Below are 13,656 nucleotides of genomic sequence, written 5' to 3'. Positions count from 1 at the left end.
GATTGCGGTTCCGATAGAGCTGTGAGTTGACACTCGACGAACACACAACCCTGGCCGGACGCTTCGTCCGGTCCAGGGTTGTCTTCGGTCCGCATGAGACCAATCTTGCTGTGGGAAGATCACTTTCCGATCGGCACCGTGCGTACTACCAGCGCCGCGCCGAGGGCGGAGTCGGAATCGTCGTCACCGAAGTCGCCTCGGTATTGGAGAACGACTGGCCGTACGAGCGGGCACCGCTGGCGTCGGAGTGCGGCCCGGGGTGGCAGTCGATCGCGGCCGCATGTGCTCCGTACGGGACGCTGGTTCTTGCCGGGCTCGGTCATACCGGCATGCAGGGATCGAGCGCATACTCCCAATCGGTGCTGTGGGGACCGTCAAGAGTGGCCGACCCGGTGACGCGTGAGTTGCCGATGGCAATGGGGCAGCCGGAAATCGACCAGTTGATGGCCGGCTTTCGTGAAGCGTCGGCAATGGCCATCGCTTCGGGAATGGACGGAGTGGAACTCGATGCCGGTCCTCGAAGCATTCTGCGACAGTTCCTTTCGGGTCTGACCAACACTCGGCAAGACCGATACGGCACTGATCGCGTTGCCCTTGTTCGCGAGATCATCTCGGCAGTGCGCGAGGAAGTCGGGTCGGACCACGTTGTCTCCCTGCGGTTGTCCTGCGACGAGGAAGCACCATGGGCGGGACTGACACCCGATCTCGCCGCCGGTTTTGCACGCGATCTGTCGCCACTACTCGATCTCCTTGTCGTCGTTCGTGGCGGACTCTATTCGTCAGAGGGGTACCGACCCGACTTTCACTGCCCGCCGAACTTCAACCTCGATCTGTGCCGTGAGATCAAGGCCGCGGTGTCGATTCCTGTTGTCGTGCAGGGGAGCGTCGTGGACATCACCGACGCTCGTGCAGCGCTGGAGGTAGCCGAGTTCGTCGAGATGACGAGGGCCCAGATCGCAGACCCGGACGTGGTCGTGAAAGCCGCGCGCGGTGATCGTCCACGCCCGTGTGTGCTCTGCAATCAGACGTGCCTCGTGCGTGATCCTCGCAACCCGGTCGTGACGTGCGTGGGGAATCCGAGCGCGGGTTTCGAGACGGTGGACCCCGATGAGCGAGAGCAGATTTCGACACCGGGAGCCGTGCTGGTCGTGGGAGGTGGCCCCGCCGGGATGGAGGCCGCGCGGATCTCGGCGGTGGCGGGGCACTCGGTCACCCTCGTCGAGAGTTCATCGAAGTTCGGCGGCATGATCCGAACTTTTGCGCGAGGTGACGGCCGCAGCCGGTTCGCACTCCTCGCGCAGTGGCTCGAGGACGAATGCCGTCGTAGCGGCGTGACGATGCGGACCGGGGCGGCGGTCGACGCGCAGGACCTGAGTGATGCACGTAGTCGGGGCGAGCTGGTTGTGGTTGCCACCGGTAGTGCTGCGCGGCCGCCGACGTATCCGGTCGACGACTCGGTTCGGTGGTTGGATGCGTCGGAAGCCTTCGGGAAGTTGACCACCGTGGGGCCGGGTCCGGTCGCGCTGATCGATCCGCTCGGTGGACCGATCGCGGTGGCGCTCGCAGAAGCACTCGCGGTCCAGGGCGTCTCCGTCTCGATTGTGACCCCGGACAGCATCGTCGGTTCGAGGCTCGGTGCGAGTGGGGATCTGGTCGGCGCCAACACGCGCATCCAGCAGGCCGGGGTCACCAGGGTGCTCGCGTCCCGTGTCATCGAAATCGCCTCAGGGGCCGTCTGCGTCGAGCACGTTCATACCGGCGAGCGGTCACAGCTCGAGTGTGAAGTGGTGATCGACTGCTCGCCCCGTCTGCCGAACGAAACGCTGAAGGAAGCGGCCGACATCCAGGTGGGTGACTCGGTTGCCCCGAGAACTGTTCTCGAATCCATCCGCGAAGGGCGCTTTGCAGGGTTTACTACTAGAACGAGTTTCAATTCTGCAGAGAGGGCTATCTCATGACACAGGGTTCAGTTCGTTCGCTCGAAGGTCGCGTTGCTTTCATCACCGGCGCAGCGCGCGGTCAAGGACGTGCGCACGCGGTCAAGATGGCGCGCGAGGGAGCAGCGATCATCGCAGTCGACGTGTGCGCGTCGGTGGCGTCGGACAATTCTTACGACGCAGCAACTTCCGAGGACTTTGCCGAGACGATACGTCTGGTCGAAGCGGAGGGTGGGAAGATCCTCGCCCGCGAGGTAGATGTCCGTGACGGCGCAGCGCTCACCGCGGTGGTCAAGGACGGTGTCGAGCAGTTCGGACGCCTTGACATCGTGGTCGCCAATGCCGGGGTCTGTAACTGGAATCGATTCTGGGAAATGTCGGACGAGCAGTGGGAAACCCTGATCGACATCAACCTGACCGGAGTCTGGAAAACCCTCAAGGCATCGGTGCCGGCGATCATCGAAGGTGGGCGCGGTGGATCGATCATCGTGGTCAGTTCGGTGGCCGGACTCAAGGCGCTGCCCGGACAGGCGCACTACGCGAGCGCCAAGTTCGGTCTCGTCGGTCTGACGCAGGCCGCGGCAAAGGAACTGGGGGAGTACAAGATCAGGGTCAACTCGATCCACCCTTACGGAGTAAATACGCCGATGGGGGTCGACCAGGGCGCGCTCGAGGTATTTGCAAAGTTTCCGCAGTACCTTCCCAACTTCACTCCGATCCTCTCGGACATCGCGTTCGCCGAACCCGACGAGATCGCCGATACCGTTCTGTGGCTCGCGGGTGACGGTTCACGCACCGTCACGGCAAGTCATATCGCTCTCGATCAAGGAAACTCCAAGGTCTGATGACGCCGTACCCGCGCCTCTTCGCGCCACTGCGCCTGGGCAACCTGACACTCCGCAATCGGGTCGTGTTCTCCGCACACCTGACCAATTACGCGGAGAACGGGTTGCCGACGGAGCAGCACGCGAGCTACTACGAGGCGCGGGCACGCGGCGGTGCGGGTCTGATCATCACCGAGGAGCACTCGACGCATCCTTCGGATCGACCGTACGAGAAGATGATTGCGGGCTATCGGCCGGAAGCGATCGAGGGATACCGGCGGATCACCGACGCCGTTCATGCGCATGGTTCGTCGATTCTCGCGCAGATCAACCACAATGGGGGTCAGGGCGCTGGAACCTATTCGCGATCGCCGCTGTTGGCGCCGAGCGCCGTTGCGGATCCGTTGTTCCGCGAGGTGCCCAAAGCTGTCGACGACGCGGACATTGCCGAGATTCTCGCAGGGTTCGCCCTTGTTGCGCGCAACTGCGTTGCCGGTGGCTTCGACGGGGTGGAATTGCAGGCGTCGCAGTCGTCCATCGTGCGCGCGTTTCTGGCACCCTCGACCAACCTGCGCACCGATCGCTACGGCGGGGGCGTGGCGAATCGTGCTCGTTTCCTTCTCGAAGTGCTCGGGGTCCTGCGTAAGGCCATCGGCCCGGATCGTGTGCTCGGTGTGCGCCTGAGTGGATACGAAGGAACGCGGGGTGGCATCGAACTGTCCGACGCGGTAACCACCGCCCAACTGATCGACGCTGACGGTCACGTCGACTACATCAACACCACCGTCGGAATGGCCACGGAAACACTGCATCTGGTCGAAGCATCGATGGCTGTACCCACGGGCTACGCCAACTTCGTCCCGTCTGCGATCAGGGAGGTCGTCGATCTTCCAGTCGTCGGAGTCGGCCGTTTCAAGACGCCGGAGCAAGCCGAAGCTGCACTCGAGGACGGTGTATGCGATCTGGTGGGCGTAGTTCGCGGGCAGATCGCCGATCCGGATTTTGTGAACAAGGCGCGTGCTGGTCAATCGTCACAGGTGCGAACCTGCCTGTCCTGCAACCAGGAATGCGTCGGGCGGATGGGTCTGGGGCGTTGGTTGGGGTGCACCGAAAATCCGCGCGCCGGTCGGGAATCGGTCCCGCTGCCGATGCCGCGGCGACGGGGCCGCACGGTGGTGGTAGTTGGCGGCGGCCCGGCCGGCCTGCAAGCTGCGGCCACCGCGGCCCAGCGAGGTCATGCGGTGACGCTGTTCGAGCGTGAACGAAGACTTGGCGGACAGATTCTTACCGCCTCGGTGGTATCGGTTCGCCGTGAGCTCGCCGACCTCGTGCGAAATCTCGAATCGGAGTGTCGCCGAAGCGGTGTGACGATCGAGCTGGGTGTTGGAGCTGACCTTGCGATTGTGGAGGAACGGGCGCCCGACGTGGTCGTGATCGCAACCGGCGCGCGGCCCGTGCGCCCAACGTGGGCGGGTGGATCAGAGCGTGTCGTAAGTGTTCGAGACGTTCTCGACGGCAGGGTTCTGCCGAGCGGAACGGTGCTCGTATACGACGAGTTGGGATTCCATCAAGGTACGTCGGTGGCTGAATTCCTGGCTGATCGAGGTTGCGCTGTCACGATCGCGACCAACGGCATGGTGGTTGCCCAAGATCTGAGCGTCACCCTGGATTTCGAGGGGTGGAACCGCCGGGCGTTCGAGAAGTCGATCGTGCAACGGACGGATCTGATGGTGACTTCGGTGAGCACTGGAGCCTCGCCGCTCGTGAGCTTGGTTCACCTTCCGACGGGTGTGGTCGAGGAAGTTGCGGTCGACTGGGTAGTCTTCGCGACACCGCAGGAACCTGTCGACGAGTTGTGGAACTCCTTGCAGGGAAGTTCTTTCGAGATATTTCGCATCGGTGACGCCTTGTCTCCGAGACGTTCGCACGCAGCGGTTATCGAGGGGCATCGGGCTGCGTTGGCGATATAAGTCGTCCGTTTTGTCTATGGTTCTCGAAAGTATGTTCGATTAAACTTTCGGTATGAACAGTCGGGAAGCGTGGCAGCTGGATGGTGAGGACCTCAAGTGTGAGGTTCTGGATCTGGTGCGCGCCCGGCACGAGTTGCAGTCGCGGATGGTGTTGCTGATCGTGGAGATGTTTTCCCGTGAGGTTCTCGGTGGGAAGGGTTTCCGGGCGATCGCACAGTGGTTGCATGGTTCGACGAATCTGGAGATCGGTGAGTGCAGTCTGCTGGTCGGGTTGGCGCGGTTGTTGATGCTCGAACCTGTGGTGGCGGATGCGTTTCATCGTGGTGACGTGGATGCGTTGAAGGCGCGGCAGGTGGCGTCGTTTTGTCAGCATCCTCCGAAGAACATGACCCTGGCGGATGTGGACAAGGCCCGTGGGATTTTGTTGTCGTTGGCGTCGAAGAATATTGCGGATTGTGATGCGGTGCGGGCGGCGATCCGCCGAATCGAGAAGCAGTACGGCAAGCGTGAGGACGGTGTTCCGGTCGGGGAAGACTCTGAGCGGAATGAGTTCTACGCTTCGAAAGGCTTGTACGGGCGTGTGTCTGTGAAGGGTGATCTGGATGCTGTGAACGGGGCGCGTCTGATCACGTTGCTGTCGAGCCTGTCCGCTCCGACACCGGAGAAGGACGGCGTGAAGGACACGCGTACTCCGGCATTACGGCGTGCGGACGGGTTTTGCGAGTTGTTGCGCCGGTACGAGCGAGCGGGGTTGGGTCCGATCGAAGGCGGAGTGAAACCGCACATCACGGTCACCGCCAGCGCGAAAGACATGACGGACCTTAAAGTTCTGAAAGACCTCCTGCCGTCCACCGAGGAACTCGGATTCGCGTGGACCGATTGGGTAGGCCCCATCAGTATCGACACCGCCCGGATGCTCGCCTGCGACTGCACCGTCACCCGAATCTTGTTGGATGAGAACGGTGTTCCGCTCGACTGCGGTAAGGAAGCGAGAACGGCGACGGTGCCGCAGCGGCGTGCTCTTGCGGTTCGGGATGGTGGGTGTGCGTTTCCGGGGTGTGGGACGCCGTCGGGGTGGTGCGATGCTCATCATATTGTTCACTGGAATGATGGCGGCCCAACAGATCTCGACAATCTGATCTTGTTGTGCGGTCATCACCATCGGACGATGCACCATACGGAGTGGCGGGTGGAGATCGGTCCGGATCGGAAGTCGGTGTTCTACCCGCCGATATCGATCGATCCGTATCAGCAGCCGATCGGCGGGAACAGCCCACCAACAGCGGCGTGAACCGCGACCACTGAAAACTCATACACCGGGGCGCAGCCATGCCCCGGTGTATCCGCATGCTGTGTTGCGGTGGGAGGGGCCGGCACCAATACGATCGGGGGATGAGTTCTCCGCGTGACCTTGCTGCCATCCCGAGTCCGGCGCTCGAGGGCACTGCGCTCACCGTCGTGGTCCCGGTCGGTTCTTTCGAACAACACGGACCGCACCTGCCTCTCGATACCGACACGCGGATCGCGAGAGCAGTCGCACAGGCTCTCCCCGACGTTGTCGTGGCCCCGGCCTTCGAATACGGGGCGAGCGGCGAACACGAAGGGTTTGCCGGCACGATTTCGATCGGTGCCGAGGCTATGGAAACCCTCGTGGTCGAATACGGAAGGTCGGCGTTCAGGTGGACGAAGCGGGTGCTGTTCGTCAACGGCCACGGCGGAAACGGTCCCGCGCTGGCCAAAGCTGTGGCACTTCTTCGATACGAGGGACGTGACGCCGCTTGGGTGCCGTGCGCTGTTCCGGGTGCCGACGCCCATGCCGGACACACTGAAACGAGCCTATTGCTGCACCTTTCGCCCGATTTGGTGCGCATGAGCCTTGCTGAGACAGGAAATTTGTCTCCTATCGCGGACCTGATGCCAGGAATGCGTTCGGGCGGTATGGTCGCTGTGTCGCAAAACGGCGTTCTCGGCAATCCAGTCGGGGCTACCGCCGAAGACGGCGCATACATCTTCGGTGAGTTGGTAGGACGCGTGACGGATGGACTGGCCCGGTGGGAGCCTGGTCCAGATGGGAGGCTTCGGTGACGACCACGACCGAGTGGGGGCGGACGGTCCACCTGCGACGGCTTTCGAGGCTGCGACGAGTTGCAGCACGACGGGCTACGTCCCTTACGATCATCTGATGCGACCAGCAAGACTCCCCGACGGCTTCGGCATTCGGTTGGACCCCAAGGTGCGCACGTACTCGGGCGGCCGGGTGCTCATCGGCGGCTCTCCGACACGGATGCTCAAGCTGGCTCCGACGGCTGCGGCGATGATCGGTGACGGCTTCCTCGAGGTGGTCGACCAGCAGAGCGCTGCGGTTGCTCGTCACCTTCTCGATTCAGGCGTCGCGAATCCTCGTCCGATGTCGACACCGTCTGCGGCAGATGTCACCGTCGTGATTCCGGTCAAGGACAACCAGGCCGGCGTCGAACGCCTACTGCCCGTCCTCAAGGATCTGACCGTCATCGTTGTCGACGACGGTTCGGAAGTGCCGGTGGAGCCCCGTCGCGCCTGCCCGGGCACCGGAACCATCACAGTGGTGCGGCACGAGAGCGCCCGAGGACCCTCGGCAGCGAGGAACTCGGGATTGCGTTCGGCCCAAACACGTTTCGTAGCTTTCCTCGACTCCGACGTCATACCGCGTGCCGGTTGGCTCGAGTTGATGTTGGGCCACTTCAGCGATCCAGGGGTTGCCCTTGTTGCGCCCCGCATCGTCGCCCTCGATCCGTACGGGACGGCGCTGGCGCGGTACGAGAACATGCGATCGTCTCTCGACCTCGGACGTAAAGAAGCTGCGGTGAAGTCGGGAAGTCCGGTCGCCTATGTTCCCAGCGCGGCCGTGATCGTCCGGCGCGACGTGGCACTCGAATGCAACGGTTTCGACGAGAGTCTCGAAGTGGCCGAGGACGTCGATTTCTGCTGGCGACTGCAGGCTGCGGGTTGGCGACTGAGGTACGAACCGGTTGCGCATGTCGCCCACGATCATCGAGTTCAGTTCGACAAGTGGTTCGCCAGGAGAGCGTTCTACGGCACGGGCGCGGCGCCGTTGGCTGCAAGACACGAGGGTTCGGTTCCGCCGATGGCGATGTCGTTCTCGACGCTCTTCGCGTGCATCGCCGCCGCAACACTGACCCGTTCCGGTCTTGCGAGTGCGCTGGGCGCTCTGCTCTTCACGGTGTATCGCCTGCGAAAGATGTTCAACGGGCTGAGTCAGCCCACCCGGATCGCAGCGATCCTCACTGCGCAGGGGTTTGTCGGAGGATTCTGGCAACTCGCCTCGGCGATGTGTCGTCACTACTGGCCGGTGACTCTTCTGGCGGTGATCGCTTCCCGTCGAATTCGGCGACTGGCCGTCGCTGCGGCAGTCACCGAAGGTTTGGTGGACTGGTATCGCCACCGTGAGCCAGGCGGGCTGGGTCCGGTTCGGTACGTCTTCTTCAAACGTGCAGATGACATCGCGTATGGAGCCGGACTCTGGCGGGGCGCGTTCGACGCCCGTGACTGGGCGGCGCTGAAACCTCGAATCACCAAGTGACAGAAGCCGACTACGCAGATTTCCTGGTTGTCGGTGGTGGCACGTGTGGCTGCGTCGTCGCAGCCAGGCTCAGTGAAGATCCATCCGCCACGGTGATGCTCCTCGAATCGGGAAGCGGATATCGTTCGGCGCTCGAACTTCCGGACGTCCTGGGTGATCCGTACCGACTGCCGGTCGGACCTGCGAGCGAATACACGTGGACGTATCCGGTCGAACTGACACCGCGTCGGGCGTCCACGATTGCGCGCGGGCGGACACTCGGTGGGTCCGGGGCCGTCAACGGTGCGTACTTCACTCGCGCGACCCGCGCAGATTTCGAGAACTGGCCGAGTGCTTGGCGATACGACGACGTCTTGCCGTACTTCAAGAAGACTGAGACGGATCGTGATTTCGAGGGCGAGTTCCATGGGACCGCCGGTCCGATCCCGGTCGAGCGTCGAGCGTGGGACCAACTGCATCCACTGAGCGGTGAGTTTCATGCGGCAGCGCTCGGAGCGGGCTTTCCCGACGACGTCGACAAGAATGCGCCGGACTCGTTCGGCGTCGGCCGAGTGCCACTGAACGTGGCGGATCATCGTCGGATCAGTACTGCGATCGGGTATCTGATGCCGGCGTTGCACCGCCCGAATTTGCGGGTGGAATCCGGAGTGAACGTCATTCGCATCGTATTCTCGGGAACCCGTGCGATCGGCGTCGACGTTCTCGACGACGGCAACGTCCGACGCATTCGTGCCGACCAAGTGATCGTGTGTTCGGGTGCGGTGGCGACGCCGCACATTCTCTTGAATTCCGGTGTTGGTCCGGCGGAACAACTTGCAGAGCAAGGAGTTTCCGTCATTCTCGATCGACCTGGCGTCGGCCAGAACTTCGTCGACCATCCGGAAGTGCTGCTGCCGTACCATTTTTCGACGCCTCGTACGATTCGCTCGCAGACACCGGTGCTGGAGACTGCGCTCAATCTCGCCGAGCTTGAAATCCGTCCGTACACCGCATCTTTCACAGACTTGGTTCCCGGTGTGCCTCGCATGGATCACGGCGTCGGGGTGGTCCTCATGGCGCCGCGCAGTCGTGGGAGCATCGAACTGGCATCGGGGGATCCCGCTGGGGCACCGCGTATTCGATACAACTACGTCGCGTCGACGCACGATCGAGCAGCCATTCGGGAAGGAATGCAGATCGCCGAGAACCTTCTCGAGTCGATCGCCGAGACCGGGTTGATCGATCGCCCCGTCGTGGAGTACACCGACGAGTGGATCGAATCTCGTCTCGGTACGTCCTTGCACATGTCCGGTAGCTGCGTGATGGGTGCTGAATCGGACCCGTTCGCAGTCGTCGATGATCGGTGCCGTGTGATCGGCGCGGCAGGACTCAGTATTGTTGACACGTCAATCCTGCCGACGATCCCGACCCGCGGGCCACACGCGACCGCGGTGATGGTCGCGGAACGAGCAAGCGCCATCCTGCTCGGTGACGAGTGACCGCGAGGGGCAGCAGGCTAGGTCGACAGTCATACCGAATGGTCGTTCTCGCCTATGGGCTGTGATCGGCGTTACAGTGGTCCACGGAGCGGAGGAACGCAAAATATGGCACGTGAACAGGCTGTGTCCGGCAACCCGTGGGTGGCGGTCAGGCCAGGCGATGACGTCGCGTTACTCGCGCGGCGACTTTCGTCTGCCCATCAGTCGTTCATCGATGCCCGCGGCGTGCCCGGCCAAGGGCTCACCGACGACTCCCATGTCCGTTCGGTCGTGCTCGAGTCCTGGATGCGGAGCCGCAACAAGGGAGTAAATCCCGATGTGGTCGGCAACCCTGAGATGCTCGAAGGGTTGGAGCTCGAAAAATATCGGTCCGCGCATCCCATGTCACTGATCCGTCCGGTGATTCGGAAACTCCTGGTGGAAGATGCTGCCGAGACCGGACTACTGATCGCGATCAGCGACGCACACGGTCGACTGCTCTGGGTCGAGGGTGACCACTCGGCCAAGGACAAAGCGTTGTCCATGAACTTCGTCGAAGGCGCCGACTGGAGCGAAGATCGTGTCGGCACCAATGCGCCGGGAACGGCGCTTGCTCTCGATCACTCCGTACAGATTTTCGGATCCGAGCATTTCAACCGAACCGTGCACGACTGGAGTTGTTCGGCCGCACCCGTCCACGATCCCACCACTGGGCAAATCCTTGGTGCCATCGACATCACCGGTGGTCCCAGGGTCGCGGTTCCCGAAGTGCTGTCGCTGATCCGTGCAACTGTTGCGGCCGCCGAATCGGAATTGCGATTCCACCTCTTGAACTCGCCTATCCCGCTCAGCGCCACGGCTCCGCGCCTCGAAACATTCGGTGCCGGCCGGCCGACGCTGGTTCGCGGCGGTGACCGCATCCCGATTTCGCAGCGTCACGCCGAGATTCTCCTTCTGCTCTCCGAACATCCGGAGGGTCTGAGCTCCGACCACCTTGCGGTCCTGCTCGACGAGGGGGAGCTCGACGCAGTGACCATTCGCGCGGAAATGTCGCGGCTTCGTAAGGTTTTCGGCGCCGACCGGCTGGCTTCGCGTCCTTATCGGATCATCACGGAGTTCACGACAGACGTCGGCGACGTGCGGGCAGCGTTGGATCGCGGAGACGCGGCGACGGCGATGAAACTGTATTCGGGCCCGGTACTGGCAGGCTCGGCCTCCCCGGGAATCGAAGAGGTGCGGGAAGAACTACGCACCAGGGTTCAGGCGGCTCTGCTGCGTGGAGGTGACGCCAACCTTCTGGCCCGGTGGACCACGTCCGTACATGGGCGCGAAGACTCCGTCGTGTGGGAGGCCTACCTGTCCACGTTGGATCCTCAATCTCCGCTGTATTCGCAGGTCCAGGCAAGAATTGATCTCCTCGACCGCCAATTGGGCATCTGAGAATCATCTGCGTTTCTCGCACGCAACGTACTTGCAACGTTGCAACTCCTAGTGTTGTGAATCACACCCCACCGGGGGTGGGATTGCAGTCACCGATTTGGTGGGTGCGCCCAGGAAGATCACGTTTACATAGGAGCTTGCAATGACCGTGTACGCCCGTCCAGGTACCGCCGACGCGATCATGTCCTTCCAGTCTCGATACGACAACTGGATCGGCAACGAATGGGTTGCTCCGGTCAAGGGTCAGTACTTCGAGAACCCGACACCGGTGACCGGACAGAATTTCTGTGATGTGGCTCGTTCCACCGCAGAAGACATCGAGCTCGCTCTCGACGCAGCGCACGCAGCAGCTCCGGCCTGGGGCAAGACCTCGGTCGCCGAGCGCGCGATCATCTTGAACAAGATCGCTGATCGTATGGAGGAGAACCTCGAATCCATCGCACTCGCCGAGTCGTGGGACAACGGCAAGCCGATCCGCGAGACCCTCAACGCCGACATTCCGCTCGCCATCGATCACTTCCGCTACTTCGCGGGAGCTATTCGCGCACAGGAAGGTTCGCTTTCGGAGATCAACTCCGACACCGTGGCGTACCACTTCCACGAGCCGCTCGGCGTAGTCGGCCAGATCATTCCGTGGAACTTCCCGATCCTCATGGCCGTGTGGAAGCTCGCACCCGCCCTTGCTGCCGGCAATGCCATCGTGCTCAAGCCTGCCGAGCAGACACCCGTCTCGATCCTGCACCTCATCGGCATCATCGGTGACCTGCTGCCTGCCGGTGTGCTCAACATCGTCAACGGCTTCGGCGTCGAGGCCGGAAAGCCGCTCGCGTCGAGCCCGCGTATCAAGAAGATCGCGTTCACCGGTGAAACCACCACAGGTCGCCTGATCATGCAGTACGCGTCGCAGAACCTCATCCCCGTGACCCTCGAACTCGGTGGCAAGAGCCCCAACATCTTCTTCTCCGACGTCCTCGCCTCCAACGACGACTACCAGGACAAGGCACTCGAGGGCTTCACGATGTTCGCCCTCAACCAGGGCGAGGTCTGCACCTGCCCGTCACGTTCGCTGATCCAGGAAGACATCTTCGACGAGTTCCTCGCGATGGCCGCCATTCGCACCAAGGCTGTGCGCCAAGGGGATCCGCTCGACACCGACACCATGATCGGTGCCCAGGCCAGCAACGATCAGCTCGAGAAGATCCTCTCGTACATCGAGATCGGCAAGGCGGAAGGCGCCAAGGTCATCACCGGTGGTGAGCGGGCCGAACTCGGCGGAGACCTGTCCGGCGGCTACTACGTCCAGCCGACGGTGTTCACCGGCAACAACAAGATGCGCATCTTCCAGGAAGAGATCTTCGGACCCGTCGTCTCGGTCACCTCGTTCAAGGACTACGACGAGGCCATCGAAATCGCCAACGACACGCTCTACGGTTTGGGCGCCGGTGTCTGGTCCCGCGACGGCGGAGTCGCGTACCGCGCAGGCCGCGACATCCAGGCCGGTCGCGTCTGGACCAACACGTACCACCAGTACCCGGCACACGCCGCTTTCGGTGGATACAAGCAGTCCGGCATCGGCCGCGAGAACCACCTGATGATGCTCTCGCACTACCAGCAGACCAAGAACCTCCTGGTCAGCTACGCCCAGAAGGCTCAGGGCTTCTTCTGATCGACCCACCGGCACCCGTGAGCCCCTCGCTGCGGGTGCCGGTGCGCAAGACTGCAACACGCGAAACCTGCACAAACACACGGAGGTTGGAATGAGCGCCACGGACACACCCGATACCGGCGCCGTTCCACCCCGGTTGGTGACCACCGCTGGGGCGGCTGACCTGCTACGCCGCCTCAGCGGGACTCACGGCGAACTGATGATGCATCAATCCGGCGGATGCTGCGACGGCTCGGCCCCGATGTGTTATCCCTCAGGCGAATTCATCGTCGGGGACCGTGACGTACTACTCGGAATCGTCGATCTCCGACTTGCGGTCGGAGAGATTCCCGAAGACCTTCCCGCCGGAACCGACGCTGTACAGGTCTGGATTTCCGGATCACAGTTCGAAGCCTGGAAGCACACCCAGTTGGTGCTGGACGTCGTGCCCGGCCGCGGCAGTGGATTCAGCCTGGAGTCTCCTGAAGGATTCAGATTCCTCAGTCGAGCAAGGGCATTCACACCGGACGAAAACGAAGCACTCGGCGCGTCGAGCATTCTCGTAGGCACTGATTGGGAAGCGGGCGTGCGTCCTTCGCCCCCGACGGTTCCCCAGGTGGTCGCCGAGGCCGTCGATGCCTGCCCGGTGCCGGGCGCGGCCGCCCGATCGTGAGAACGGCCGCCTGAAGAAGATCTGAACAGACTCGGGGCCGCTCACATGACAGCCAGTTAACAGCACGGTCATCTCCAGGCGACCTTCTCCGTACATCGCCCACATACCGTTCATTTCACGCGACGCATCC

The 13,656-nt window shown here is 62.5% G+C and carries 10 protein-coding genes; all 10 read left to right on the top strand.

Annotated features, from left to right (window positions below; all coding sequences use genetic code 11):
- Nucleotides 1-26 precede the first annotated feature (26 nt).
- Nucleotides 27-1,958 carry a mycofactocin system FadH/OYE family oxidoreductase 1 gene (locus tag QM596_RS22160; protein WP_283309953.1) on the top strand — a complete coding sequence of 644 codons (1,932 nt, stop codon included), beginning with the start codon at nucleotides 27-29 and terminating at the stop codon, nucleotides 1,956-1,958.
- Nucleotides 1,955-2,782, top strand: coding sequence for a mycofactocin-coupled SDR family oxidoreductase (locus QM596_RS22155; RefSeq protein WP_003941966.1), 828 nt, complete (start codon nucleotides 1,955-1,957; stop codon nucleotides 2,780-2,782). Before QM596_RS22160 ends, QM596_RS22155 begins: the two co-directional genes overlap by 4 nt.
- Nucleotides 2,782-4,731 carry a mycofactocin system FadH/OYE family oxidoreductase 2 gene (locus tag QM596_RS22150; protein ID WP_283309952.1) on the top strand — a complete coding sequence of 650 codons (1,950 nt, stop codon included), beginning with the start codon at nucleotides 2,782-2,784 and terminating at the stop codon, nucleotides 4,729-4,731. Before QM596_RS22155 ends, QM596_RS22150 begins: the two co-directional genes overlap by 1 nt.
- A gap of 52 nt (nucleotides 4,732-4,783) precedes the next feature.
- Nucleotides 4,784-6,022, top strand: coding sequence for an HNH endonuclease signature motif containing protein (locus QM596_RS22145; RefSeq protein WP_283309951.1), 1,239 nt, complete (start codon nucleotides 4,784-4,786; stop codon nucleotides 6,020-6,022).
- Between the two features lie 101 nt (nucleotides 6,023-6,123).
- Nucleotides 6,124-6,816 (top strand): mycofactocin biosynthesis peptidyl-dipeptidase MftE, encoded by a 693-nt coding sequence (gene mftE / locus QM596_RS22140; protein ID WP_283309950.1) that lies wholly within the window; start codon nucleotides 6,124-6,126, stop codon nucleotides 6,814-6,816.
- A 97-nt stretch (nucleotides 6,817-6,913) separates the two neighbouring features.
- Nucleotides 6,914-8,311 (top strand): mycofactocin biosynthesis glycosyltransferase MftF, encoded by a 1,398-nt coding sequence (gene mftF, locus QM596_RS22135; RefSeq protein WP_020906864.1) that lies wholly within the window; start codon nucleotides 6,914-6,916, stop codon nucleotides 8,309-8,311.
- On the top strand, nucleotides 8,308-9,789 hold the full coding sequence (mftG, locus tag QM596_RS22130) for a mycofactocin dehydrogenase MftG (protein ID WP_283309949.1): 1,482 nt from the start codon (nucleotides 8,308-8,310) through the stop codon (nucleotides 9,787-9,789). The genes mftF and mftG overlap by 4 nt, the downstream gene beginning before the upstream one ends.
- 105 nt (nucleotides 9,790-9,894) lie before the next feature.
- Nucleotides 9,895-11,208 (top strand): sigma-54-dependent transcriptional regulator family protein, encoded by a 1,314-nt coding sequence (locus QM596_RS22125; protein ID WP_283309948.1) that lies wholly within the window; start codon nucleotides 9,895-9,897, stop codon nucleotides 11,206-11,208.
- A gap of 142 nt (nucleotides 11,209-11,350) precedes the next feature.
- Nucleotides 11,351-12,874, top strand: coding sequence for an aldehyde dehydrogenase (gene adh, locus QM596_RS22120; protein ID WP_007730158.1), 1,524 nt, complete (start codon nucleotides 11,351-11,353; stop codon nucleotides 12,872-12,874).
- A 91-nt stretch (nucleotides 12,875-12,965) separates the two neighbouring features.
- The gene (locus tag QM596_RS22115; RefSeq protein ID WP_283309947.1) at nucleotides 12,966-13,526 is read left to right on the top strand and encodes a DUF779 domain-containing protein; all 561 of its coding nucleotides are present in this window, start codon (nucleotides 12,966-12,968) and stop codon (nucleotides 13,524-13,526) included.
- The last annotated feature ends 130 nt before the right edge of the window (nucleotides 13,527-13,656 follow it).

Origin of the sequence: Rhodococcus sp. IEGM 1406, from assembly GCF_030056745.1 — a bacterium.
Lineage (GTDB): Bacteria > Actinomycetota > Actinomycetes > Mycobacteriales > Mycobacteriaceae > Rhodococcus_F > Rhodococcus_F erythropolis.
The sequence above is the reverse complement of the archived record's forward strand: the minus strand, read 5'-3'. Positions and strand labels throughout refer to the sequence as shown.